Here is a 26,651-nt window from a genome sequence, read left to right as displayed (position 1 = left end):
AATGAGCAAACTCGTCGAGGGCATTAAGGACCGTATGGTCGCTGCCGCACGCGAGGCCGCGCCCGCCGTGGTGGATGCCGCGCAGAAGGCCGCGACTGCCGCTGCCGAGAAGGTCGCCGAGGCAGTTGCCGATGCCAAGAACACGGCAGGGGAGACGTCCGTTGCTAGCGAGCCCGCCGCCGCCGAGCCCGTAGCCGCCGCCCACGCCCCCGAAGGCGCGATCTTCAACCCCGAGGTCGCCCGCGGCAACCTGCATCTGGGCATAGACGTGGGCTCCACCACCGTCAAGCTCGCCGTGCTCAACGACGACAACCAGATCGTCTATGCCAAGTACCAGCGCCATCACACCGACGTCCGCGCCTGCGCCCGCGACCTGTTCGAGGGGGCCGCGACCGTGCTACCGACGGCGCAGATGACCTGCGCCATCACCGGCTCGGGTGGCCTGCTGCTGTCCCAGTGGCTCGATCTGGAGTTTGTCCAGGAGGTCATCGCCAGCAAGCGCGCCGTCGAGACCCTTATCCCCGCCACCGATGTCGCCATCGAGCTGGGTGGCGAGGACGCCAAGATCATCTACTTCGATAACGGCATCGAGCAGCGCATGAACGGCACCTGCGCCGGCGGTACGGGCGCCTTCATCGACCAGATGGCAACCCTGCTGCACACCGATGCCAGCGGCCTCAACGAGCTCGCGGCCAACGCCACCACCATCTATCCCATCGCCAGCCGCTGCGGCGTCTTTGCCAAGACTGACGTGCAGCCGCTGCTCAACGAGGGCGCCCGCCCCGAGGATGTGGCCGCCTCCATCTTCCAGGCCGTCGTGACCCAGACCATCTCGGGCCTGGCGTGCGGCCGTCCCATCCGCGGCAACGTCGCCTTCCTGGGCGGCCCGCTGCAGTATCTCTCCGAGCTGCGTCACCGCTTCTACCTCACGCTCAACCTAGACGAGGAGCACCGTATCGTGCCCCAAAACGCTCACCTGTTTGTGGCGAGCGGCGCCGCCATGGCGCACGAGTCCAATAAGCTCAGCACGTTCCCGCAGCTCATCGAGGCCATCGATGCCCTGGGCGACACGCAGGGTGCCGAGGTCGAGCGTCTGGATCCGCTCTTTGCCACCAACGAGGACTTTGCCGAGTTCAAGACCCGCCACGACACCGAGGTCGTCCCCAAGGGCAAGCTCGACGGCTACACCGGCCGCGTGTTCATCGGCATCGACGCCGGTTCCACCACCATGAAGGCCGCACTCGTGGGCGAGGACGGTCAGCTGCTGCACACCTGGTACGGCAACAACAACGGCGACATTTTGGGCACGGCCAAGGTCATCATGGCCGATTTCTACAATCACATCCCCGCGGGCTGCACCATCGGCCACGTGACCACCACGGGCTACGGCGAGGCGCTGCTCATCGAGGCTCTCAAGGCCGATTCCGGCGAGATCGAGACCGTCGCGCACCTGCGCGGCGCCAAGGCGTTCCTGCCCGGCGTCGAGTTCATTCTGGACATTGGCGGCCAGGACATGAAGTGCCTGCGCGTCAAGGACGGCGTCATCGAGCACATCATGCTCAATGAGGCCTGCTCGTCGGGCTGCGGCAGCTTTATCGAGAGCTTCGCCGTCTCTATGAACATGGACGTGCGCGCGTTCGCCGACGCCGCCATCCATGCCAAGGCCCCCGTCGACCTGGGCAGCCGCTGCACGGTCTTTATGAACTCGCGCGTTAAGCAGGCGCAAAAGGAAGGCGCCACGGTGGGCGACATCGCTGCCGGCCTGTCCTATTCTGTCATCAAGAATGCCCTGTTCAAGGTCATTAAGCTGCGCGACCCCAAGGAGATCGGCAGTCAGGTGATCGTCCAGGGTGGCACCTTTATGTCCGATGCCACGCTGCGCGCGTTTGAGCAGCTCACCGGCGTGCATGCCGTGCGCCCCGACATCGCCGGCTGCATGGGCGCCTACGGTGCGGCCCTGCTCGCCCGCGATCGCGCCGGCGCCGACGGCACCTCGACCATCCTTTCGGCTGAGGATATCGCGCACCTCACCGTGACGCAAAAGCATGTCCGCTGCGGCCGTTGCTCCAACAACTGCCAGCTCACCGTCAACGACTTTGGCGGCGGCAGGCGCTTCATTACCGGTAACCGCTGCGAGAAGGGTGCCGGCCACAAAAAGCAGAAGACCGAGGCCCCCAACCTCTTCAAAAAGAAAAACGAGCTGCTCTTTAACCGCGAGGTGCTGAGCCCCGACGAGGCCCCGCGCGGCACCGTGGGTATCCCGCGTGCGCTCAACATGTACGAGAACTACCCCTTCTGGCACGCGTTCTTTACGCGCCTGGGCTTTAGTGTGCAGTTGTCCGACCAGTCGAGCAAGAAGACCTACCAGGCGGGTATCGAGTCCATGCCGTCCGAGAGCGTGTGCTATCCGGCCAAGATGAGCCACGGCCACGTGATGAACCTTATCGACCGCGACGTTGACTTTATCTGGATGCCGTGCGTGCGCTGGGAGCGCAAAGAGGACCCGACGGCCGGTAACTGCTACAACTGCCCCATCGTCATGAGTTACCCCACCGCGTTGGCGCTCAACATCGACGAGATCCGCGAGCAGAACATCGAGTTCCTGTATCCGTTCGTGCCCTATCACGATAAGACCGAGCTCAAGCGCCGTCTGTACCAGGTGCTCGCCGTCGACCGTGTGGCCGATGCGCAAGCCGGGCGCGGCCGCGTGCGCGGGCCCAAGATCACGCGTTCCGAGGTCGATGCCGCCGTCAACGCTGCCTTTGAGGCCGATGCGCGTTTCCACGAGGACATCCAGACCATGGGCGAGGAGGCTCTTAAGTGGGTCGAGGACCACGGCGGTCACGGCATCGTGCTCGCCGGTCGTCCCTACCATAACGACCCCGAGATCAACCACGCCCTGCCCGAGCTTATCTCGAGCTTTGGCTTTGCGGTCTTTACCGAGGATTCGCTCGCGCATCTGGTAAAGCCCGAGCGTCCGATTCGCGTCGTCGACCAGTGGATGTACCACAGCCGCCTGTACGCCGTCGCCCGTTTTGTGACGATGCGCAACGACCTGGACCTGATCCAGCTCAATTCCTTCGGCTGCGGCCTCGATGCCTTGACCACCGATCAGGTGCAGGAGATCCTGGAGGCCAGTGGCAAGATCTACACCGTGCTCAAGATCGACGAGGTGTCCAACCTGGGCGCCGCGCGCATTCGCATCCGCTCGCTCATGGCGGCACTCAAGGACCAGGAGGCCGAGCGCTTGGCCGAGGCCACGGCTGCGGGCAAGGTCTTTGAGCAGGGCGACGCTGCGCCGGTGGCGCCCTCCACGGATGCCCCCGCGTTTGCGAGCCGCAAGTACACGTTCGAGGCACAGCGTGAGAGCGCCTCGACCGCATGGCCCAAGGTGCCCTTTACCGAGCAGATGCGCGACGAGGGCTACACCATCCTGTGCCCGCAGATGGCGCCGATCCACTTTGACCTGGTCAAAGAGGTGTTCCGCGGTGCCGGCTACAACTTGGAGCTGCTGCCCTCGACCGACCACGATGCCGTCGAGGCTGGCCTGCGCTATGTGAACAATGACATTTGCTACCCGTCGATTCTGGTGACGGGCCAGATTATGGAGGCCATCGAGAGCGGTCGGTACGACCTGTCCAAGACCGCCGTGGTCATCAGCCAGACCGGCGGCGGCTGCCGTGCCACCAACTACATCGCACTCATCCGCAAGGCCCTGCGCGAGAGCGGCCACCCCGAGATCCCGGTGATCTCGCTTTCGGCCGTGGCACTCGGCGAAGACAACCCCGGCTTTAAGATTACGCCGGCGCTGCTTAAGCAGGCAGTCTACGCGGTGCTCTTTGGCGACGTGATGATGCAGATGCTCTACCGCTGCCGCCCGTACGAGGCCACGCCTGGTGCCGCCAACACGCTCTATGAAGAGTACATGGCGCGTGCCCGCAAGCTGGCGCCCAAGTTTAACCGCCACAACTACACCAAGCTGTGCCGCGAGGCTATCCGCGCGTTCGACACCATGCCGCTCGTGGGCGAGGGCACCAAGCCGCGCGTGGGCGTGGTCGGTGAGATCTTGGTCAAGTTCCATCCCACGGCTAACAACCACGTGGTCGATATCATTGAGCGCGAGGGCTGCGAGGCCGTGGTGCCGGGCCTGCTCGACTTCTTCCTCTACTCCATGAGCAACGCCGAGCTGCAGAAAGACGAGCTGGGAAGCTCTGCTACTACGCGCGCGGGCATGCAAGCGCTCATCAAGCTTGTGGACTGGATGCGCACGCCGGTGGAGGAGATGCTCGAGAAGTCCCGCCGCTTCGAGGCGCCCGAGCGCATCGGCACCATGGCCGAAAAGGCCCGTACGGTACTTTCGGTGTGCAACAACATGGGCGAGGGCTGGTTGCTCACGGCCGAGATGCTCGACCTGATCGACCATGGTGCGCCCAACATCATCTGCACGCAGCCCTTTGCGTGCCTGCCCAACCACGTGGTGGGCAAGGCCGTGATCAAGGAGCTGCGCCGCCAGCATCCCGAGAGCAACATTGTCGCGGTGGACTACGACCCCGGTGCGTCCGAGGTCAACCAGCTCAACCGCATTAAGCTCATGATCAGCGTGGCCAAGGAAAACATGCGCGCCGGCAAGGGCTTTAAGCTCGAGAAGGTGGCGCCGCTCGCGATGGACGAGGTCACCGGTCAGATGCGTGCCCATGACGACTGCGTGAGCTGCGGGCCGGCCAGCGAGGAGGCCGTCACATCGGTCGCCAAGCGTCTGGGACGCGGCATTAAGAAGTAACTGGCCTGCTATGGGCTAGATATGAGACAAACGGGCGGTAGCGTATCGACTACCACCCGTTTTTGCTGGACATATGTTGCGTAAATGCCCCAACTATCACCCTTTGCGAACTTAGATTTCGGAAGTATGCGGCAAAATCTGAATAGGCCGAGCACACCTGATATGTCCAAGCTCTGTACCTGCGGTTTTATTGGCGAAAAACCAGGATGTGCTCAAGAGTTCCGGAATTTGCCGCATACTTCCGAAAATGACGTCTCGGTGGCACCAAAAACTGCCCTCGGAACCCTGAGATAATGAACATATGTAGCCGTTTGCCGCGAAATACCGCCCGTTTATAGAACCCACCCCCAACGCGCGTCATCCTTACGGTTGAATAAATACACATCTATGGAATTACGTAAGAGAGGACCGTCCCATGAGCTACAAGACCGTTTGTGTTGCCGGCGGCGGCGTGTTGGGAAGCCAGATTGCCTTTCAGGCTGCCTACTGCGGCTTTGATGTAACGATTTGGCTGCGCAACGAGGGCAGCATCGGCCGCACCCAGCCCAAGATCGATCGCGTGCGCAAGGAGTACATCGCGGCAATCGAGGGCATGGCGGACGGTACGGGCGAGTGGTGCGCCGGTATCGCCGATGGCACCCAGCCCTTCGACAAGGAAGCGGCGCTCGCCGCCGTCGAGCGTGCCTACTCCACACTCAAGCTGGAGCTCGATCTTGCCAAGGCCGTGGCCGACGCCGACCTGGTCATCGAGTCTATGGCCGAGGACACCCAGGCAAAGATCGACTTCTACAAGAAGCTCGCCCCGGTTCTGCCGCAAAAGACCGTCATCGTGACCAACTCATCCACGCTGCTGCCGAGCACCTTTGCCAAGTACACCGGCCGTCCCGAGAAGTACCTGTCGCTGCACTTTGCCAACTCTATCTGGAAGAACAACATGACCGAGGTCATGGCACAGGACCAAACCGACAAGCGCTACTTCGACGAGCTCGTCGACTTCGCCAACGACATCCGCATGCTTGCCCTGCCCGTCAACAAGGAAAAGAACGGCTACCTGCTCAACTCCATGCTGGTACCGTGGTTGCTTTCGGGTCTTGACCTGTACGTCTCGGGCGTGAGCGACCCCAAGAGCATTGACCTCGCGTGGACGCGTGGCACCGGCGCTCCCAAGGGCCCGTTCCGCGTATTCGACACGGTGGGTATCCAGACGGCCTACAACATCGTCATGCAGTATCAGAAGGTGCCGGGCCTGGTGAGCCCGCTGCTCAAGAAGATGATGATGCCCTACAACTTTAAGGCTATGGCGTCCGTCCTCAAGAAGATGCTCGACGAAGGTAAGCTGGGCGAAAGCTCGGGCGAGGGCTTCTTTACGTACTAAAAATGATCTCTTGGGGGCGGAAGCGTTGGGGATCTACGGTAGTATGCGACAAGATCTGAATAGGTCGAGCAAGAGCCGTAGCGCGCGTTGACGTTTGGCCAATAGAACGCAAAAATGCACCGTTCGCCGATACTCCTCTCGCGAGTGGTTGCCATATGGTTTGATGTTGTAAACATATGATTGCCGGCAGGCCGTAGGTGACGTTCGTCATGATACCGGAGGTACCAAGTATGTTTTGCACTCCGTTAAACAAGTATCGGGCTGGTTGACATGAACCGCCGTACTATCTCGATAGCCCTCGCAGTGGTCTGCCTGGCTGTGCTCCTGGGCGCTGCAGGGCAGTTTGCTATAAATCGAGAAACATCCTATATGCAGGAATGCGTTTCCGAAGGCTTTGCCATTGACGGTTACTATCGGGATGACAAAACGAGTCGGGAAACCCTGGCTTTTCTTGAGGAGGACAACTGTCGATGGCAGCTGGTCGACCAAGACGGAATCTGCACAGACGGGCAGTTTAAGCGTACGGATGACCCCAACATCCTGATATTAAAGAAGGAAAACGGCGAAGAATTCGGTACGGTCCACGTGGCGTATATTTCGCGCCGACGCGATCAGGGCTTGCTCTACCTATTTAGAGATACCAGGGTGACCCGTTTTTATCTGGTGAGTACCGGTCCGGCGTTTACAGTGGAGTCTGGCGATGTCGATGCGGACAGATGATTCACGGCAATAAATCAGCGAGCGGGGGCGCGGCCATGGACCGCGCCCCGCTATTTGCTCGTGGCCCGCGTCACGTCTGCGCCATGTCGTGACTCGCGGCTGCGCGCATCCATCCCACGTCGCGTATTACTGCACATCAAACTCCACGCGATCGAGCTCGGGCACATTGAGGTCGATGAGCTTGCGGGCTACACGGCGGTCGTGTGCCCCAAGCGCCTCGCTTGTCGTCACGTGGGCGACAACCTCGCGCTCGACAAGGCCCTCCTCCTCGCCTTCGGTGGCCGAGGTCTCGACGGCAACGGTGTAATCCTTAAAGCCCGGCAGCACCGCGGCAAGCTCGCGCGTGGTTTCGGTGACGCCGTAGCCGTCCTGCACGCCGGCCTGTGCCGAGCCAATGGACCCCGCGGTCATGACGATGCAGGGGATGGCAAAGATCACCGTACCCACGATGATGCGGCGGCGCACCTTGTGTGACAGCTCATCGACCTCGGCATTTTCCTCGGCGGTCACAATGCCGTCGCCGTTGAGGTCGCGCTTGAGCGGCACGCGCAAAAGAAGTAGTACGGCTTCGGCCGCCAGCGCGATAAAGACGACGTTGATGCCAAACTCGTAGAGGGCCGAGAGAAACAGCGACCCGCTCGCGATGGCGATGCCATAGCCCGCCGCGCACAGGGGCGGCATGAGCGCGGTCGCCACGGCCACGCCGGCGATGAGCGTGGCGGGTTCCTGGTCGCGCGAGTTGCCCAGTCCGCCCGCAAAGCCGCCCGCGAGCGCGACGGCAAGGTCCCACACAGTCGGTGTCGAGTTGTCGATGATGGCGGCCGTGGTGGTGCCAAGGGGCGAGAGCTTAAAGTACAGCGTGGACGTGATTAGACAAAAGACCATCTGCAGCGCGAGGCCGGCAATTGCCTCGACGGCAATCTCGCGGTCGAGCGTGGCGATGCCGTATGCCATGGCAAGGACCGAGCCCATGAGCGGACAGATGAGCATGGCGCCCACGATGGCAATGTCCGAGTCGATATCGAGGCCGATGCTCGCGATCAACATGGCAATGATCAGGATGCATAAGTGTGAGCCAGTCAGGCGCGCCCCGTTTACAAAGCGCTTGCGAATCACGTGATAGGGCGCGCGTCCCTCGCGTATGTTGAACGCCTGCTTAAGGAAACGGGTGGCATTCTCCATGGCCTCGCTGTGTGCAGGGCGTATACCGTGACGACGATGATGACGCTCGCGCAGCCGCTTGATCTGTTGTTTGTCGAGTTCCATGCTTACCTCGTTTAGCTTCTGAGCCGCTTCTTGCGTCTGTCGTCTTTACTCTACACCGCGTTAGGCGAGGTGTCAGACAAGGTTTGTTGACCTGGAAGTCAGGCCAATCGACATGGCTAAAACGCCGTGAGGATCATAAGAGTCAAATAGACAAAAAAGCGCGGGGCCGGTTTGATTCCGACCCCGCGCTCTGCGCTGGTGCGTTGTTGTTCAGCCTACCCTAGCAGGCTCAGACCAACAGAGACAAACGCCAGGATAACGCCGACGATGGACTCGCCGCCGAGCAGGCCGCTGGCGACGACCAGGCCCTGCTCCTGGAAGGCGGCATCCTTGGAGGCCTTCTCCTCGTCCGAAAGACCGGCAGCGGCGTCGCGGCGTGCGGCCCACTTGTCGTAGGCGAGCTTGACGCAGGAGCCCAAGAAGGCCGTGAGCGACATGTAGAACGGCAGGTACACGCCTAGGCCGATCATCATGGCCGGAATGCCGAGCCAGTACATGACGATGCCGGCGATAAAGCCGCCTGCGAACCACGGCACGCTCGGGATGCCCGAGACCATGGTGGCGACCACGCTTGCCTGCGCGGCCACAAAGCTCTTGTCGGGGCCGAAGGCGTCCGGACCATAGGCGGTGACGAGCGCGACCATGACGGCAGCGGCGACCAGGGCGCCCACAATGCCGCCGATGGCCTGGCCGATCCACTGCGCACGCGGATTGGTGCCCAGCACGGCGCCGGCCTTAAAGTCGTTCATGACGTCGCCCGCAAGGCCGCATGCCACGGCCACGATGCCGGCGATAAAGAACAGCTTGACCTGGGCGATCTGTGCGAAGGCAGCCACGATGAGCATGACGATGAGGCCGAAGATCTCCATGGGGTCGATGCCCGTCTGGCCGCAGCTCTGCGCGCTCATGATGGTGGTGACAAAGGTGAACAGCGTGACGATGACGGCCGGGACGGGGCCAAGGTCGAGCGCGATGGCGACGATCACGGCGATGGCGGCAGTACCCAGGCCGATGATGCCGGCGTCGAGCTTAAGCGAGCCCGAGATGAGCGACTGCTCGTCGGTGTCGCTGGAGCTGTCGGCGGCGAGGCCGCGGGCGATGCCGGCGACCTGCGGCAGGATGTCCTTGAGGACGACGGCGACGCCAAAGCCCATCATGAGGCCCATGCCGAGTGATTTGACGATGCCCTGCGCAGTCACAACGTCGAATAGACCGGCAGCGGTGCCGCCCACGATGATGCCAAAGTTACCTAGCAGCGCGCCGGCAAACCAGAAGGCAACCGGGGCGAAGCCCACCAAAAAGCCGATGGAGAGCAGCATGGGCGAGTTATAGATGGCAAAGGTCACGCCGGGGATATTGAGCGTGCACAGCATGCTGGGCACCACGCCCAGAGCGTCGCGAAGCACGCTGTAGATGCCTGCGATGGCCATGGAGCCAAAGAGCTGCTTGCCGGTCTTGCCGCCGGCCTCGGTGGCGCGCAGGGTCTGAGCTGCGGCATTGCCGGTGGGAAACTCCAGCGCGGCGTCCACGATAAAGTGGCGGTGGATGAGCGCCGTTGCCAGCAGGCCCAAGATGGTGCCGGCGAGTGCCACGATAAACATGTCGAGCCAGCTGATCTGGTCGGCATAGCCCAGCATCCAGGCGCCCGGGATGGTAAACGCCAGGCCGCCGGCGACCATGGCGCCCGCGGACATGATGGTGTGGGTGACGTTGGCCTCGTTGAGGCTGGCGTTGCCCATGAGCTTCAGGAAGAACAGCGAGATGACGGCAGCGAAAATAATCGGCCAGGGGAGTGCACCCATCTTGAGGGCCGTGTAGGCCGAGCTTGCCGTGATGATCACGCAGCCAAGGACGCCGATGACGACGCCGCGCAGCGTGAGTTGCCCGCGCATCGAAGCGCGGTTCGAGGGATTGCTCATATAAAACTCCTTTGCGTATATCCGCTTCCCCCGGGAGCGCCGTTACGGATACGGCGCGGGAAGTCGGGTTACCAAGGGCCGCCGCGTGAGCTCGCAAACGACCGCGCACCAGTATAGCCGCAAGCTAGTCATTTTGGGATGACTGGTTTAGGTAGGCGATATACTGCTGGGCAGACGAAAGGAGCGCCGACGATGCTTAATGGGTGCGCATATATATTGACGGTCGACGTGGGCAACACGTTCATTCGCTTTGGCCTGTTTGCAGAGGATTCGGCCGCGGCGCAGGAATGTCCGCTTGCGACATGCGAGATCACGACGCCGTCGAGCATTACGGCCGACGAAGCGCGCATGCGACTTGTGCAGGTCATGGGCGCGCTCGCCGCCGATGCAGGTGTGCCCGGGGTGCTTGCACCCGCCGCGGCCGTGCTGAGCTGTGTAGTCCCGGCGCTCGAGCGCCCGTGGAAGGCGGCACTTTCCCGCACCTGCACGGGGCGCGTGCTCACCGTGGGGCCGGGACTTAAGACCGGCATACCCGTGCACTACGACGATCCGGCCGAGATCGGCCCCGACCGCATCGCCGATGCCGTGGCGGCCCGCGCCGTCTACGGCTCGCCGTGCATCGTGATTGACCTGGGCACGACGACCAATATCGAGGTCATCGACGTGCACGGTACCTTTGTGGGCGGCGTTATCGCGCCAGGCCTGGCCCTCGGCGCCCGTTCGCTTTCGGCGGCAGCAGCGCGCCTACCCCAGGTTGAGCCCTCGGCGCCAACGCACGTCATCGGACGCAACACGCGTGAGGCCATGCGCTCGGGTGTGGTTTTGGGCGAGGTAGCCCGCATCGACGGAATGCTCGACATGGTGCTTGCCGAGATGCGCGCGACCAAGGCCGCGGGGGAGGGCGATGTGCCCATCGTCATTACCGGCGACGATGCCGAGGCACTTGCGGCGCTGGTCGGCCATAGCCTGACGGTAGACGACGCGCTGACGTTGCGGGGTCTCGCCGAGCTCTACCGCATCAACCAAAAGCCCCGCCGCGCGTAGGGCGAGGGGCTGGTGGGATAAGCGCCCCTACCTTTCACCTGCTACAATGGGCCAAACTATTGCGATTGCGGAGGTGTCTGCCATGTCGGACGATCTTCATCAAACCGCGTCGGGCAAGCGCCGCGACGTTATTAGCTGGGACGAGTTCTTTATGAGCGTGGCCATCGCCGCGCAGCGCCGCAGCAAGGACCCCAACACGCAGGTGGGAGCGTGCATCGCCAGCACCAACCACCGCATCCTTTCGGTGGGTTACAACGGCACGCCCTCGGCGCTCAACGACGACTTTTTCCCGTGGGGTACGAGCGATGACCCGCTGCAGGACAAGCACAACTACGTGGTCCATGCCGAGGCCAACGCCGTGCTCAACTACCGTGGCTCGCTCAAGGACCTCGAGGGTTCCACGGTTTACGTCACGCTGTTCCCGTGCCACGACTGCGCCAAGATCCTGGCGCAGGTGGGCGTGGGCGAGGTTGTCTACCTGGACAACAAGTACGCCGACACCGATGACGGCCGTATCAGCCGCCGCATTCTCGACTCCTGCGGCATCAGCTACCGCCAGGTCATCGTCGATGTCCAGATTGGTACCGGGGGACAGGCTCGGCAGTAGCGCGTGCCAACGCCAGCTGGCGGCAAAACAGCCAAAAGAGCCCCGTCCCAAATTGACTGCTCGTGAAAGTCGTGTCCGCACGCATGGCTGGCGCCTAAGCGGGTACATGGCTGTAGTAACATAGCCCCTGTCCGCGGGCGTGCCCGCGTTATTGTGAGAAAGGAGCCCCTGTGGCTGTTAACGAAGAGCTGCTTAAGAAGGTTCTTGAAGAGATTCGCCCCAACCTGCAGGCCGATGGCGGCGATATGGAGTATGTGGGCGTCGACGACGAGGGTGTTGTCAAGCTGGAGCTGCAGGGCGCCTGCGCCGGCTGCCCCATGAGCTCGCTAACCCTTTCCATGGGTATCGAGCGCATCCTGAAGGAGCATGTGCCCGGCGTTACCCGCGTTGAGCAGGTCAATGCTTCCGGCGAGGCCGAGGACCTGTACGACGAGTACGCGCCGTTCTAAGACGCGAAAGCTGCGGACGGTACGCTCCGCATAGACGTTACGTCCAAATATGCGGCTGCGAGCGTAAGGCCCGCGGCCGCATTTGTATGTAGGGAGCAGGGGATCGATATGCTCAACGACCTCTACCATATGCTTGATCCCGTCGCGATCTCGGCGGGCCCCATCACGATCTACTGGTACGGCCTGGCCTACGTGGTCGGCGCCCTGCTCACGGCGGTCGTTATGTACCGCACGCAGCGTCGTTGGGGCTTTAACATCACGATTGACGACCTGACGAGTGTCGTGGTCGGCGTGGTCTTTGGCCTCATTATCGGTGCGCGCCTGTTCTACGTCGTCTTTTACGGTGATGGCTACTACTGGGCGCACCCGCTCGAGATCTTTGCCACCAACGAGGGCGGCATGAGCTTCCATGGCGGTTTGGTGGGCGGTATTATCGGCGGCATCATCGTGTGCCGCATGTATAAGCTCGACGCATGGACTTTGGCAGACCTTGCCGTCATCGGCGCGCCGCTGGCCTTGTGCCTGGGCCGTTGTGCCAACTTTGTCAACGGTGAGCTGTGGGGCAAGCCGACCGATCTGCCCTGGGGTGTGGTCTTTGGCGGGACTGCGGGCGATATGCCGCGTCACCCCTCCCAGCTCTACGAGGCATTTCTTGAGGGCATCGTGCTCTTTTGCATTCTGCAGGTGCTCAGCCGCAAAAAGCCGCTGCTGCCTCAGGGTACGTTTATGGGCGTGTTCGTGATGGGATACGGCATCGTCCGCTTCCTCGTCGAGTTCGTGCGCGTGCCCGACGCCCAGCTTGGCTATCTGCTGGGCGGCGTCATCACGATGGGGCAGCTGCTGAGTCTTCCGCTCGTGATCGCCGGCCTGGCGCTCATCATCTTCGCGCGACACCGCAACCGTCCCCAGCGCATCTACCTCGACGCCTAACCACCACAAAGGGGACACAGGCACCTTTGTGGTGGTTTTGCTGAGTTTGATAGGTTTCTAGAAAGGCTTTCGGACTGTGAAGGATTCCGATCTCTCCACAACGGCTGCGCGCGACGCTGCCCGCATCGTCTGGTTTAAGCGCTACCCCGCCAAGCAGACGCTCATCGCATTTCTGCTCGCGCTGTTGGCGACCACGGCGTTTTCCATCGATCCCGCCCCGGTGTCGAGCAACGCAGTCTTGGCGATTGACCCCAAAGCCTCGGGCATGCTGTACGTGTGCTACGAGGTGCTCCTCTCGTTTGCCGGCCATACCGACGCGGTCATGCTGCTTGCGCTTGCCTGCCTGCTCACGCTGCCGTTTCGCTACGTGTTCTTTGGCCGTGGCGACACCTGGCGCCCATCGATTATTCTGCCGTCGCTGTTTTTCGCCATCTGCATGGTGTTCGGCCGCAGCTACGACCTTATCGACTCGGCCGAGATTGTTCTTGGCGACAAGGCCCGCATCATCTGCGCCTGGATTGGCGGCGCGGGCTGGATGCTCCTAGCGATCGTGGCCTTCTATCTGGCTTTTGAGTGCCTGGATTGGCTGAGCTCTCGGCGCATTCCGTTTTCCGAAGCGCACTTTGGCCGCGTATGGCGTGTGGCTCACGCCGTGCTCTCGGTCCATCCCTTTGCCGGGCCCTTCCTGGTGCTTATGATCGCCTGGGCGCCCACGCTCATCGCTTCGCTGCCCGGCCTTTTTATGGGAGATACGGGTGCGCAGATTCGCCAGTGGTTCAACTATCCCAATGGCACGAGCGACTACCTGCGCCTACTCAACCCCAACGTGCTGCTCAACGGGCATCATCCCGTAGTGCACACGGCCATTATCGGCTCGTGCGTTCAGCTGGGGCTTTCGCTGTTCAACAGCGCTAACGCGGGCCTCATCATCTATACCTGCGCTCAATTTGTCATCACGGCTGCCTGCATGGCCTATTCCATTTCGTCGCTGCGCAAACTGGGCGTGAGCCTGCCGGTTCGCGGTGCGATCCTGCTGTTCTTTGCGTTTATGCCGATGTTCTCTAACTACGCGGCGTTGCTCACCAAAGACGTGCTCTTTGCCGACGCGTTTTTGGTGCTGCTGGTACAGACCGTCAAGCTCGTGGCATGTGGCTTGCCCCGTCGTGATGCCAATGCCGAGCGTGCGGGCGAACAGAGGCCCGTGCTCTTTGCGCGCCACGACTGGCTGTTGCTTGCGCTGGCTGCCATGGGTTCCACGTTTTTGCGCAATGGCGGTCTGGTCTTTCCGTTGGCGGCCTGCGTGATTGCGGCGGCGTTTTGCGTATGGGACGTGCATGTGGCTCGTCGTGCAGCCAAGCAGACTGGTGCTGCGCCTTCGGGCGCCATCCCGCGTTTCCGCTGGGTTGGCGTTCTCGCGGTGCTCGCGCTCTGCCTTGCCTCTAATATGTACTTCACCAAGGTCTTTATGCCGGCGCACGACATTACGCCCGGCTCCAAGCGCGAAATCCTCTCGATTCCGTTCCAGCAGACGGCTCGTTTCGTCCAAAAGCACGACGGCCTCAACTCGGGCGTCAACCCTACGGTTAAGGAGGACGGCACCATCGTGGAGGCTCCTTGCGACGGCTTGGTGACCGACGAAGAGCGTGCCGTGATCGACCGTGTGCTCAAGTACGAGAATCTGGGCCGCCGCTACAACCCGGATAAGTCGGATGCCGTCAAAAATTGCTTTAACGAGTACGCCTCGCAGGAGGACATCAAGGCCTATTTTGAGGTATGGGCCCAGATGTTCAAAAAGGATCCCGAGTGCTATATCTCGGCGCTCATCAATAACTATTACGGCTACTTTTATCCGAGTGCCCGCGATGCGTGGGTCTACAGCACGGCGCGCAGTGCCGAGATTATGGCGCGCCCCGATAATCTCAAGTACTTCGACTTCCATCCGGTCGATAGCAAGGTTGTGCGCTGGTGCGACCACCTGATTAACCTGTATCGCGTGGCAGTACAACGCATCCCGTTTATTTCGCTCACCATGAGCTCGGCCACCTATGTGTGGATCATGATTGCCGTGGTGGTCTACCTGCTGCGTCGTCATTCATGGCGTGCGCTGGCGATCTGGGTGCCGCTGTTGGGCGTGCTCGCCGTGTGCCTGATTGGTCCGTGCAACGGCTCGACCTACATGCGCTACCTGTATCCGGTCATCGCCTGCATGCCCTTCGCCATCGGCGCCACCGTCACCCGCAGCGACTTCCTCTGGTCCTAACTTGGTGCATTGGGGTCAGGTTTCTTTGCACCAAAGGGGACATCATCACGACGCCTTCATTTTGGGGTTTATCTCGCAGGCTAGTAGGTATATCATAACGACGTTTGTTTATATTGCCCGAGCATCTGCGCTGGGCTTTAGGTCGAAACCGATAGGAGACACGTATGTCCGGACACTCTAAGTGGGCCACAACCAAGCATCGTAAGGGCGCGCAGGACGCCAAGCGTTCCGCCCTCTTCTCCAAGCTCAGCCGCAACATCACTGTTGCTGCCCGTCTCGGCGGTGACCCGCTGCCCGAGAACAACGCCAGCCTCGCCGCTGCCGTTGCCAAGGCCAAGGCTCAGTCCATGCCTAAGGACAAGATCAAGTCCGCTATCGACAAGGCTTTTGGTTCGGGTGCTGACGCCGCCGTCTACGAGAACATCGTGTACGAGGGCTACGGTCCCGCCGGTGTCGCCGTCTACGTCGACTGCCTGACCGACAACCGCAACCGTACCGCCGCTGATGTCCGTTCCGCCTTCTCCCACGCTGGTGGCAACCTGGGCACCTCCGGCTCCGTCGCCTTCCAGTTTGAGCGCAAGGGCCAGATCGTCGTCGCCAAGGAGATCCTGGATGAGAACGCCAAGAAGGAGACCATGATCGCCAACGGTGCTGCCGGTGACGAGGATGAGTTCATGATGGCTATCGCCGAGGCCGGTGGCGAGGACTACGAGGATGCCGGCGAGGAGTGGATCGTCTGGACTGCTGCCAACGAGGTCATGGCTGTCTCCAAGGCGCTCGAGGAGCAGGGTGTCCAGGTCAAGGGCTCCGAGACCACCATGGTCCCGACCACCCCGACCGAGGTTTCCGGCGCCGACGCCAAGAAGGTCCAGCGCCTCATCGACCGTCTTGAGGAGCTCGACGACGTCCAGGACGTCTACAGCACCATGGACATGACCGACGAGGTCATCGCTGCCCTCGAGGAGGAGTAGCGCCAGCACGGATTGAGCCGTGCATATCTGGGCATAATGAAGCGAGCATGCAAGCCTCGTGGAATAGATGAGCCGGATCCGCGTGCGTAGAGCACCGGACCCGGCTCTTTTATAATGATGCGAACCGTTTTGCATTTCGAGAGCCGAGATTTGAAGGGAGCGCCGCGTGCGCGTACTCAAACGAGCCCTAGCGATCGTGTATCTTGCCGCCACCATCGTGGCGCTGGGTACGCTTGTCTGCCAGTTTTGGGGGCCGTATACGTATCGCTTTATGCTGCTGATGCGCGACCCCATGCCGCGCATCGTCGTGACGGTGTGCGCCGGCGTCGTGGCGCTTGGCGTACTGCTGAGCTTTTTCCGCCTGATGTTCGCCCGTCGCGAGCCGTCCTGCGTGCATCCGGCGGGGGAGTGCAATATCGAGGTTACCCTTGCGGCGCTTTCTTCGTGCGCCAGGGCTGCTGCCGAGCGCGACGACCGCGTGATGGTTGAGCATATCGAGGCCCGCGTCCAAGGCCCCGACGATTCGCACGTCCGTTTTAAGGTCGAGGCCATCGCGCTCGATGATAAGGACGTTGCCGCTCTTGCCACCTCGATGCAGCAGCGCATCGAGAAGGCCTGCGACACCATGCTCGGCACGCCGGGTACGACCGCGCGTGTCCGTTTTTTGCCGTCCAAGACTACCGTCCAGACCGTGGAGGTTTCCGGTGAGTGATACCAATCAAGATAAGACCGCTCGTACGCCGCGCCTGACGATTGACCAGAGCGCCACGTCGGCGAGCGAACCTGTTGATTCCAAAGCAGAGGCAACCGAGTTACAAGACGCGGCAGCCGCGGATTTTGACGAGGCTATGGGTCTCATCAAGGGTACGGGCGCTGCCATCTGGAGCTATGCTGTGCGTCATCCCAACACCACGCTCGGTGCCGTCGCTGGCTTTATCCTCGCCGTGTTGGTGCTCACGTTGGGCCTGTGGGACACGCTCGTCATTGCATTCTTCGTGCTGATCGGCGCTGTGATCGGCCAAATTCGCGACGGCGAGAACGGGATCGTCAACTTCTTCGGCCGTCTGTTTAGCGGCCGCTAATATGTATTCGACTGTCGCATCCGCGGCAGGCATAAGGAGGAACCATGGCTTTTAATACGAAGGTCGATGTAGCCGATACCGAGCTCGAGGAGAACGAGGCGGTCGTCGCCGAAGCAGAGGATGTGACGCTCGAGGATGAGGCTCTCGTCGAGGCCGAGTCCGATACGGATGAGGACGACGAGGAAGCGGATGAGTCCGAGGATTCGCTGACCTATTCCAACGGCGTGATCGAGAAGATCGTTGCCATGGCCACCCGCGAGGTTCCGCACGTTCTGGGCATGAAGGGTAACCTCATGCACTTTGTGCAGGAGCAGTTTGGTGCCGAGAATCTGACCAAGGGCGTGACGGTCGAGGTCACCGACGATAATCGCGTGGTCGTCAACATCTCCGTCATCATCGAGTACGGCGCCTATGCGCCCGCGATCTTCGACGATGTTAAGGCACGTGTCACCGAGCGCCTTGCCGCGATGACCGGCCTTGAGGTGGCGGGCGTCAACCTGCGCATCGAGGATGTCATCACCCCCGAGGAGTACGAGCACCGCACCAGCCAGCACGAATAACCTTCCAAAAAGGGACAGGTTTGTTTTGGCAGGTTTTATCTGCGAAAACATTAAACGGCCGACCGCGCAAGCAAAAGTGTGGCCGGCCGTTTTTGTACGCTCCCGATATAGTCATACCGCTCGTCTAACTAAGGGTTGCAATCCCCACGTTCCGCGTTACTCTAATGGGCACATTGTTTCCAAATTGTTAACGAGGGGTTGCCGTAATGGCCGACGAGCACGAAACAGAAAGCAAGGCATGGGCAATTGAGGCCGCTGCGGCAGAGGCGGCGTCGCGTGCTGCCGAGGAGGTGCATCGTCCTCCCGTAGTGCCGATGGAGCGCGTGGTCGATCGCGATGTTATCGAGCGGGGCGAGCGCGCTGGTCGCAAGCGCAGCCAGGAGCCGGGCTTTCCGCGCTTTTTTGCCGAGCTCAATTTGGGCCTGATCCTCACGGCCTTTGCCATCGTTGCGTTTAAAACCCCTAATCACTTTGCTTTTGGCGGCACCTCGGGCGTGTCGGTCATTCTGTCCACGCTGTTCCCGACCCTGCCCGTCGGCGTCTTTATGTGGATTATCAATGCGGTCCTGGTCGTTCTGGGCTTTATCTTTTTGGAGCGCAAGGCAATCCTGTGGAGTGTCTTTGCCTCGTTTGCGCTGTCCGCCTATGTTTCGCTGTTTGAGCTCTTTATTCCGACCGATGTCTCGATGACGGGCGATATGTGGCTCGACCTGTGCTTTGCCGTGATTCTGCCGGCGCTCGGCAGCGCCATCGTCTTTGATATTGGTGCCTCGACGGGCGGCACGGACATCCTCGCCATGATTCTCAAACGCCGCACGACGCTTGAGATCGGCCGTGCGCTGCTGCTGGTCGATATCGGCATCGTGACCATCGCGGCCTTCTTGTACGGCCCGCGCGTCGGTCTGTATTGCGTGCTCGGCCTGTTTGCCAAGACGCTTGTGGTCGACAAAGCCATCGAGAGCATTCACCTGCGTAAAGTCTGCACGGTCATTTGCTCCGAGCCCCTTAAGGTCGAGGAGTTTATCGTCAAGCATCTCAACCGTACGGCGACTATCAGCCGCGGCTACGGTGCTTTCTCGGGCAAGTGCGTGACGGTGATCATGAGCGTGCTAAGCCGTCGCGAGGCCGTGCAACTGCGCCGCTATGCGCGCGAAGTCGATCCGGGTGCCTTTATCACGATCGTCGACAGCTCCGAGATCGTCGGCAAGGGTTTCCGCGGAACGAACTAACGCGGTCGAGCTCATCAAACAATCGAATAGCGCCCTGCGCATTGCAAATGCGTCATGTTGGAGTATTTGTCCCCACATTGGGTGATAATGATGCCAAAGACATCGTTTGCGATCCAGATGATTCGCTCAAGATACGAAGGGATGATCTCGATGTTCTGTTCGCAGTGTGGTGCCCCCATGGGCGATAACGACAAGTTCTGCGGCGCGTGTGGTGCCCCCAATGCCGGTGCCGCAGCCTCTGCCCCTCAGGGTCAGCCCCAGCAGTTTGTTCCGCAACCGCCCGTGGCGAATGCGTCCAAGGGCTGTGTGGCTCAGGCGTTTGAGGATATGACCAAGACTCCGGGCGTGCTGCAGCGCGTGTGCCAGATTGCCTTTTTACCGGCGCTGATTTGTGTTGTGTCGGTACTCGTGCTGTTTATTCCCGTTATTGGCGGCATTGCAGCTGCCATCGGCTTTTTGGCAGCTTGCATTGCGAGCGTGTGTGGTTCCGGCTTTGGTATTGAGTGGGGTCGCGATCTGTCGCTCAAGGTTGATGACGGTATGGATCGTCCACTCATGCGTTCCACGTCGTTTGGCCTCGGAGTCTTTTCGAGCGTTATCTCGGTCGTGCTCGAGGTTATTGCTGCCATTCCCGTTATCGGTGTAGTGCTTTCGCTGGTGGAGAGCGTGGTAATTGGCGCCGCGGGCTCGTATTCGTATTACGGCTCTTATGCACTCGAGGCGGCGCTGTTTGGCTCGCTTGGCCTGCTTGTCCTGGCTATGATTGCCACGGCGGTCTTGGGGGTCTTCTTTAAGATGTTCGCCGACATTGCCGTGATGCACTTTGCGGTGACCGGTCGTGTCGAGAGCGCGTTTTCGCTCGATAAGGTCTGGGCGGCCTTTAAGCACAACAAGACCAAACTGTTCTGCGCTTCGTTCCTTCCCGAGTTTTTGACGGGCCTGGTCGCCAACGTTGTCACATGGATCCTGACGCTCGTCTTTGGCACCATTGCCTCTGTCGGTATGTATAGCTACTACTACCGTCCTTCGGCTATTGAGGCGCTTGTTACCGGCGGTGGCATCACGCTCGTATTGTTCTTGGTGCTGACGGCGTTTGTCACGGTATTCCTCACAGTCTTTGGCAAGATGCTCAAGCATCGTGCCGTTGGCTATTGGGTTGCGCGCTACGCAAGCGAGTGGGCCGACGAGGACAAGGACGACGTCCTGACTTTTGTGCTGCCGTTTGAGAAGAAGTCTGCTCCGGCTGGTTTTAGCGCCGACGCAGCGCCCGTATCCGATTCCGCTGCGGCGCCGGCGCCTGCGCCCGAGCCCGAGCCCGAGCCCGTGCCTGAGCCTGAGCCTGAGCCTGAGCCCGCGCCCGTGCCTGAGCCCGAGCCCGCGCCCATGCCGGAACCGGAGTCCGAGCCTGCACCTGAGCCCGAGCCTGCGCCAAGCTCCGACGAGGACCCGCAGGACGAGTAACCCTGCCACCTGCCATTTGGGGACGGGGTAGAAACGGTAGAAATAGCGCTTGACAAATAAGCGGGGGCGGACGTGCCGAAGCGTCCGCCCCCGCTTTGATATCGCGATGCGGCTATGACTGCGAGATGGTCGTGGATCGACTACTCGTCGTGCTTCTCCTCGCGGCGGGCGGCGGCGCGAGCGTCGTGGATGCCCTTGATTGCGGCGTGTCGGGCGGTGCGGGCATCGTGCATGGCGTCGCGGGCCTCGGCGGCCGTGGCCTTGGCAGAGCGCAGTTTGGCTGCCAGGTCGGGATTGGTCTCGGCGACCGCGGCAATCGTGGGGCCGTCGAGCTCTTCTTGTGTGGGCTCGGCCAAAAAGTCGATGGCATATTGGGCGGCCACCATGGAGCCCTTGGCCAGTACCGACTCGTCAATCTTGTAGAAGCAAGAATGTTGGGCGTACGTGGCGCCAATCTGGGGGTTGCGCGTGCCAACAAAGGCGAGCACGCCCGGTACGCGGCGCAGGTACTCCGAAAAATCCTCACCCGAGAGTGTGCCGCGATAATGGCCTTGGCCGGTGGGGCCCAGGCATTTGATTACTGCCTGGCGGCAGCGCTCGCTCGAGGCGGCATCGTTTTCGACCTTGTAATTGGCGATGGTGTAGTCGGTGAGCTCTGCCTCGGCGCCCAAGGCGGCCGCGGTATGCTCCACGATGCGGCGCATGAGCTCCGGCATTTCCTCGTGGGTCGAATCTCCGTAGGTGCGCACCGTGCCGGCGAGATAGGCCGTGCCGGCGATAACGTTGCGCGCGGTGCCGCCGTGCAGCTCGCCGACGGTAATGACGGCCGGCTCGTAGGGACTGATCTCGCGCGAAACGATGGTCTGCAGAGCGTTGACGATCTCGGCGGCAACCATAACGGCGTCGTGACCGCGCTGGGGCATGGCACCGTGGCACGAGGTGCCGCGGACGTCGATGCGGAACCAGTCGGTATTGGCCATGCGCGGCCCGGGCTCGCAGCTCACGGTGCCGGCGTCGACCTCACTCCAGATGTGCGCGGCGTAGGCGCCATCGACGCCGTCGAGCACGCCCGTGCCGATCATGAGCTTGGCGCCCTGGCCGTTTTCCTCGCTGGGTTGGAAGACGATGCGGACTTCGCCGTGGATGTCGTCGGTCATATGGCGCAGGATTTGCAGCGTGCCGAGCATCATGGCGATGTGGCAGTCGTGGCCGCAGGCGTGCATGCAGCCCTCGTTGACGCTGGCAAACTCCTCGCCGGTCTGCTCGGTGACGGGCAGGGCGTCGATGTCGGCGCGCAGCAGGATGCGGCGGCGTGGCGTGCCGTCCTCGCGATAGGCGTCGGGCGCGGTGCCGCGAAGGGTTGCCACAAGGCCCGTCTTAAGGGGACGCTCGTAGGGGATATTCATGGCGTCGAGCTGGTTGGCGATGTCAGAAGTCGTGCGCTCCTCGGCAAGGCTCAGCTCCGGGTGCTTATGGAAGTGGCGGCGCTGCTTGATGATATAGGGTTCAAACTCGGTAGCGATATCTTTGATGGCTGCGGTGACGTCGTCAGCCGCGCGAGCCTCGGTCGCCGCCATAATCTGCTGTGCCTTGGTCTTCGTCATGGTCGATTTGCTCCTTGCTGGGTTGATCGCAAAATCGTACAGGCTCTCTCCAGTATGCCACCTGCCGCTAGGGCTGGTAAAGTTGCCGTTTGCCGCTTGGGGTTTTGTTACAAGGGCGGGGGAGTACACTCGGGGGTGTTGAATTTCCTGCCAGAGATGGGGATGCCCATGCAACATATCGATCGGATTATCCGCTCTAAGAACGTCTTTACCGCGCAAGACGGCATCGATACCGCCCGCGAGCTGGCGATTGCCATCGCAGGCGACCGTATCGTCGCAGTCGGTGCGCCCGATGACGTGATTGCCGCCGCGCCTGCCGCCACGCCGGTTATCGACTACGGCGAGCAGTTTGTCTGCCCCGGTTTCCACGATGCGCACCTGCATTTCTTCCATACTTCGGTTGGCTCCTCGCCGTACATGCTCATGGATATGGGCGCGTCCGAGGCAGCATTGGTGCAGCATGCGCTCGAGTTTTCCAAAGGCTTGCCAGATGACGCCTGGGTCGTGACCCAGGGTTGGCGCGATTACCGCTGGGATCCGCCCGAGCACCCTACCAAGGCCTCCCTCGATGCGGCATTTCCCGATCGTCCCTGCGTTATGTACTCGGGCGACGGGCACACGCTGTGGCTCAACAGCCGCGCACTCGAGGCGCTCGGCGTTACGCGCGACAGCGAGCCTCCGGCGGGTGGCAGTTACGACAAAGATGCAAATGGCGAGCTTACGGGTATCGCCCACGAGGCGGCTGCTATGCAGCTGCTGCCGCGCTGCCTGGAGTGGCTGGGCGAGGACCGCATCGCGAGCGCTTACGCCGACCAGATGAAGCGTATGGCCGAGCAAGGCATCACCTCAATCTGCGATATGTCGCTCATGCCCATGCCGGGCTGCGACTTTATTCGCGACGATGTTTACGACAAGCTGCAGGCCTCCGGCAAGCTGGGCATCCGCGCCCATCTGTTTCCCACGCTGCTGGATGACCAGTCGCGCTTGGAAGAACTCCAGACCCGCTACGCGAACAACGCGCTGCTCTCGGCGCCAGGCTTTAAACAGTTCTTCGACGGCGTGTCGAGCGAGCATACCGCATACCTCACTGAGCCCTATACCAACCCGCGCTTCCCGGGCGACCAGGGCCGTCTGACAGTTCCTGCCGAGCGCATGCGTAAGCTGGTTCTGGCGGCTGCGGAGCGCGGCCACACTGTGCGTATCCACGTCATCGGCGACGGTGCGATTCATGCCGCGCTGGATATCTTCGAGGAGGCCGCCGACCTGTACGGCCTGCCCCAGCACGGCCATAACACACTCGAGCATCTGGAGAACCTCCTGCCCGAGGACATCGACCGCCTGCGCAAGCTCAACGTGGTCGCCTCGAGCCAGCCCTGCCACATCACGCTCGATCCGGGCGGCCCCGAGCGCGATTTGGGCATGGAGCGCAGCCGCATCATGTGGCCGTTTGCAACCTATAAGCAGCGCGGCATTCGCCAAGCCTTCGGTACCGACAGCCCCATCACGCCTGTTACCAGCATGAACGTGCTCTACACGGCTATTACGCGCCAAGACCCCAAAAGCCACTGGCCCGAGGGCGGCTGGTTGCCGAGCGAGCGTATCGATGCGGCAACGGCTCTGCGCAACTACACCCTGGGCAGCGCCTATGCAGCGGGCGACGAGCAAAACCTCGGCAGCCTAGAACCCGGCAAATACGCCGACCTGGTAGTCCTGGACCAAAACCCACTCACCATCGACCCCCAAGAACTCCAAGCCACCAAAGTCCAAGCCACCTACCTAGCCGGCAACCTGATCTACGAGCGCTAGCCCCATACCCCACCCATAAGGGGCGCGTTTCTGCAACGTGCCCCTTTCTTGTTCGCACCATCTGCATCGCCATTTTGCTGCACTGACTTTTCTGAATGCCGGGCCCGAATTAGTTAACCTGGCTCCCTGGGCGGACCGGAGGGCATGAAGTTTGTCGCGAGTTCCGCACGCAAAGGAAAGCACTTAATGTGCTTTCCGTCTTGCGCAGGACTGTAGAGCAGCAAACTACATGCCCTCCGGTCCGCCCCGGGAGCCACCGTTAGGTTATCCCCCGGCATTCAGAAAATCTAAGTGCCAAAAAATAAGATTTTTTGACTCCGTGTTGTATAACCCGCCATTCGTGGGTACCATTCAACGCGTACGCAAACAAAAAGGGTTAATTCGCGTGGCATAACCACGCGGCCCAAAAAGGAGGAGACAAGCATGTCGTCTTTGAAGCCGCTTGCAGATCGTGTTCTGGTCAAGCCCGACGAGGCCGAGCAGAAGACCGCTTCTGGTCTGTATATCGCCAGCAACGCCCAGGAGAAGCCGCAGCGCGGCACCATCGTTGCCGTTGGCGCCGGCAAGGTCAACGACAAGGGTGAGCGCATCCCCATGGACGTCAAGGTCGGTGACGTTGTCATCTACGGTAAGTTCGGTGGCAACGAGGTCAAGGTCGACGGCGAGAAGTATCTGCTGATGCGCGCCGACGACATCTACGCTGTCGTCGAGGCCTAGTCTCGTCAGAATCTCTGATTCGTCTTTGAACGCGATCGTCGCATAGGACTCGGAAGCGGCGACGCGAGTCACATTTCTTTTGGAGGATTACCTACCATGGCAAAGAACATTACGTTCAACACCGATGCCCGCGCCAAGCTCGCCAAGGGCGTCAACACTCTGGCCGACGCCGTTACCGTCACCATGGGCCCCAAGGGCCGCTACGTTGCGCTGCAGCGCACGTTCGGTGCCCCGACCATCACCAACGACGGCGTTTCCGTCGCTAAGGAGATCGAGCTCGAGGACAACATCGAGAACATGGGCGCTCAGCTGGTGAAGGAGGTCGCCACCAAGACCAACGACACCGTGGGTGACGGCACCACCACCGCAACCCTGCTCGCTCAGGCTATCGTCAACGACGGTCTGCGCAACGTCGCCGCTGGCGCCAACCCGCTGGCCATCCGTCGCGGCATCGACAAGGCCGTCAACGCCGCCGTCGCCGAGATGAAGAAGCAGGCCAAGCCGGTCGAGACCAAGGAGCAGATCGCTTCCGTCGGCACCATCTCCGCTGGTGACCCCGAGGTCGGCGAGAAGATCGCCGAGGCCATGGAGGTCGTGGGCAAGGACGGCGTCATCACCGTCGAGGATTCCCAGACGTTCGACATCACCATCGACACCGTCGAGGGCATGCAGTTCGACAAGGGCTATGTCTCCGCTTATTTCGTCACGGACAACGACCGCATGGAGGCCGTGATGAAGGATCCGTACATCCTCATCACCGACCAGAAGATCTCCAGCGTTCAGGACATCATGCCTGTTCTCGAGGCTGTCCAGCGCGCCGGCCGTGGCCTGCTCATCATCGCTGAGGACATCGACGGCGAGGCTCTGCCGACCCTGGTCCTCAACAAGATTCGTGGCGCTCTCAACGTCTGCGCCGTCAAGGCCCCGGGCTACGGCGATCGCCGCAAGCGCATCCTCGAGGACATCGCCGTCCTCACCGGTGGCCAGGCTGCCCTGGACGAGCTGGGCGTGAAGGTCGCTGACATCACCGCCGATATGCTCGGTACCGCTAAGTCCGTCACTATCTCCAAGGACAACACCGTCGTCGTCGGCGGCGCTGGCTCCAAGGAGGCCATCGACGCCCGCATCGCTCAGATCAAGGGCGAGATGGAGAACACCACCTCTGACTTCGACCGTGAGAAGCTCCAGGAGCGCCTGGCCAAGCTCTCCGGTGGCGTTGCCGTCATCAAGGTCGGCGCTGCTACCGAGTCCGAGCTCAAGGAGATCAAGCACCGCGTCGAGGATGCCCTGCAGGCTACCCGCGCTGCTGTCGAGGAGGGCATTGTCGCTGGTGGCGGCGTCGCCTTCATGGACGCTGCTCCTGCGCTCGATGCTGTCGAGATCGACGACCCCGAGGAGAAGATCGGCGTCGATATCGTCAAGAAGGCTCTGACCGCTCCGGTCGCTACTATCGCCAAGAACGCTGGCTTTGAGGGCGCTGTCGTGGTCGACAAGGTTGCCGAGCTGCCCGCCGGCCAGGGTCTCAACTCTGCCAACGGCGAGTGGGGCGACATGATCGAGATGGGCGTCCTCGACCCCGTCAAGGTCAGCCGCGTCACCCTGCAGAACGCTGCTTCTGTCGCCAGCCTGATCCTCATCACCGAGGCTACCGTCTCCGATGTGCCCAAAAACACTCAGCTTGAGGACGCTATCGCTGCTGCTACCGCTGGTCAGCAGGGCGGCGGTATGTACTAAGGCCGACAAGGTCTAGAACTCCCACCGGGAATCCGGGGGCGTGACGGGGTCTTCTCTCCGGAACGTCCTCGGACATGCAAAGAGGCTCCTATTTGGCAAGGTGTTTTTTAGAATCCATTTTGCGCTCGGCCTCGAAG

Annotated in this window: 20 protein-coding genes; 17 read left to right on the top strand and 3 right to left on the bottom strand. The window is 61.5% G+C overall.

Features of this window, described 5'->3' with window-relative positions; translation table 11 throughout:
• Nucleotide 1: 1 nt before the first annotated feature.
• From DW645_RS07325 to DW645_RS07315, 3 genes are all read left to right on the top strand, one after another.
• The gene (locus DW645_RS07325) at nt 2-4,780 is read left to right on the top strand and encodes a 2-hydroxyacyl-CoA dehydratase (protein ID WP_118227090.1); all 4,779 of its coding nucleotides are present in this window, start codon (nt 2-4) and stop codon (nt 4,778-4,780) included.
• Between the two features lie 415 nt (nt 4,781-5,195).
• Nucleotides 5,196-6,155: a 3-hydroxyacyl-CoA dehydrogenase gene (locus tag DW645_RS07320; protein WP_118227088.1), complete on the top strand. Its 960-nt coding sequence runs from the start codon at nt 5,196-5,198 to the stop codon at nt 6,153-6,155.
• A 270-nt stretch (nt 6,156-6,425) separates the two neighbouring features.
• Complete coding sequence (locus DW645_RS07315) at nt 6,426-6,875, top strand: hypothetical protein (protein ID WP_118227086.1); 450 nt, start codon at nt 6,426-6,428, stop codon at nt 6,873-6,875.
• A gap of 126 nt (nt 6,876-7,001) precedes the next feature.
• Here the strand turns inward: DW645_RS07315 and DW645_RS07310 are convergent, their stop codons facing one another.
• Entirely contained in the window at nt 7,002-8,141 is a 1,140-nt protein-coding gene (locus DW645_RS07310; RefSeq protein WP_117756877.1) for a DUF389 domain-containing protein, read from the bottom strand.
• A 215-nt stretch (nt 8,142-8,356) separates the two neighbouring features.
• On the bottom strand, nt 8,357-10,060 hold the full coding sequence (locus DW645_RS07305) for an OPT/YSL family transporter (RefSeq protein WP_118227084.1): 1,704 nt from the start codon (nt 10,058-10,060) through the stop codon (nt 8,357-8,359).
• Between the two features lie 192 nt (nt 10,061-10,252).
• Here DW645_RS07305 and DW645_RS07300 point away from each other — a divergent pair, with 192 nt between their 5' ends.
• From DW645_RS07300 to DW645_RS07255, 11 genes are all read left to right on the top strand, one after another.
• Nucleotides 10,253-11,104, top strand: coding sequence for a type III pantothenate kinase (locus DW645_RS07300; protein WP_117635703.1), 852 nt, complete (start codon nt 10,253-10,255; stop codon nt 11,102-11,104).
• Between the two features lie 82 nt (nt 11,105-11,186).
• The gene (locus DW645_RS07295; RefSeq protein ID WP_117584124.1) at nt 11,187-11,711 is read left to right on the top strand and encodes a dCMP deaminase family protein; all 525 of its coding nucleotides are present in this window, start codon (nt 11,187-11,189) and stop codon (nt 11,709-11,711) included.
• A gap of 170 nt (nt 11,712-11,881) precedes the next feature.
• Complete coding sequence (locus DW645_RS07290) at nt 11,882-12,160, top strand: NifU family protein (protein WP_035137589.1); 279 nt, start codon at nt 11,882-11,884, stop codon at nt 12,158-12,160.
• A gap of 108 nt (nt 12,161-12,268) precedes the next feature.
• Nucleotides 12,269-13,090 carry a prolipoprotein diacylglyceryl transferase gene (gene lgt / locus DW645_RS07285; protein WP_118227082.1) on the top strand — a complete coding sequence of 274 codons (822 nt, stop codon included), beginning with the start codon at nt 12,269-12,271 and terminating at the stop codon, nt 13,088-13,090.
• 76 nt (nt 13,091-13,166) lie between these two features.
• Nucleotides 13,167-15,350, top strand: a complete 2,184-nt coding sequence (locus DW645_RS07280; RefSeq protein WP_233540740.1) for a DUF6020 family protein — start codon at nt 13,167-13,169, stop codon at nt 15,348-15,350.
• A 164-nt stretch (nt 15,351-15,514) separates the two neighbouring features.
• Complete coding sequence (locus DW645_RS07275) at nt 15,515-16,321, top strand: YebC/PmpR family DNA-binding transcriptional regulator (protein WP_117584122.1); 807 nt, start codon at nt 15,515-15,517, stop codon at nt 16,319-16,321.
• Between the two features lie 166 nt (nt 16,322-16,487).
• The gene (locus DW645_RS10115; RefSeq protein WP_233540739.1) at nt 16,488-17,033 is read left to right on the top strand and encodes an alkaline shock response membrane anchor protein AmaP; all 546 of its coding nucleotides are present in this window, start codon (nt 16,488-16,490) and stop codon (nt 17,031-17,033) included.
• Complete coding sequence (locus DW645_RS07270) at nt 17,026-17,403, top strand: DUF2273 domain-containing protein (protein WP_231500738.1); 378 nt, start codon at nt 17,026-17,028, stop codon at nt 17,401-17,403. The genes DW645_RS10115 and DW645_RS07270 overlap by 8 nt, the downstream gene beginning before the upstream one ends.
• Before the next feature lie 44 nt (nt 17,404-17,447).
• Complete coding sequence (locus DW645_RS07265) at nt 17,448-17,963, top strand: Asp23/Gls24 family envelope stress response protein (RefSeq protein ID WP_055251999.1); 516 nt, start codon at nt 17,448-17,450, stop codon at nt 17,961-17,963.
• 206 nt (nt 17,964-18,169) lie between these two features.
• Nucleotides 18,170-19,192, top strand: coding sequence for a YitT family protein (locus DW645_RS07260; protein ID WP_117584120.1), 1,023 nt, complete (start codon nt 18,170-18,172; stop codon nt 19,190-19,192).
• Nucleotides 19,193-19,342: 150 nt separating this feature from the next.
• Nucleotides 19,343-20,653 (top strand): zinc-ribbon domain-containing protein, encoded by a 1,311-nt coding sequence (locus DW645_RS07255; protein ID WP_158568700.1) that lies wholly within the window; start codon nt 19,343-19,345, stop codon nt 20,651-20,653.
• A gap of 140 nt (nt 20,654-20,793) precedes the next feature.
• Here the strand turns inward: DW645_RS07255 and DW645_RS07250 are convergent, their stop codons facing one another.
• Nucleotides 20,794-22,257, bottom strand: a complete 1,464-nt coding sequence (locus DW645_RS07250) for a M20 family metallopeptidase (protein ID WP_118227078.1) — start codon at nt 22,255-22,257, stop codon at nt 20,794-20,796.
• A gap of 168 nt (nt 22,258-22,425) precedes the next feature.
• On the opposite strand from DW645_RS07250, the gene DW645_RS07245 reads away from it, so the two are divergent.
• The 3 genes from DW645_RS07245 to groL all read left to right on the top strand — a co-directional run bounded on the left by DW645_RS07245 (nt 22,426) and on the right by groL (nt 26,514).
• Nucleotides 22,426-24,063, top strand: a complete 1,638-nt coding sequence (locus DW645_RS07245; RefSeq protein WP_233540738.1) for an amidohydrolase — start codon at nt 22,426-22,428, stop codon at nt 24,061-24,063.
• Nucleotides 24,064-24,486: 423 nt separating this feature from the next.
• Nucleotides 24,487-24,780: a co-chaperone GroES gene (groES, locus tag DW645_RS07240; RefSeq protein WP_022094351.1), complete on the top strand. Its 294-nt coding sequence runs from the start codon at nt 24,487-24,489 to the stop codon at nt 24,778-24,780.
• 96 nt (nt 24,781-24,876) lie between these two features.
• A complete protein-coding gene (gene groL, locus DW645_RS07235; protein ID WP_006234938.1) occupies nt 24,877-26,514 on the top strand; it encodes a chaperonin GroEL in 1,638 nt (545 codons plus the stop codon).
• The last annotated feature ends 137 nt before the right edge of the window (nt 26,515-26,651 follow it).

It is taken from the genome of Collinsella sp. AM23-17 (assembly GCF_003470945.1).
Classification (GTDB): Bacteria; Actinomycetota; Coriobacteriia; order Coriobacteriales; family Coriobacteriaceae; genus Collinsella; species Collinsella aerofaciens_O.
The sequence above is the reverse complement of the archived record's forward strand: the minus strand, read 5'-3'. Positions and strand labels throughout refer to the sequence as shown.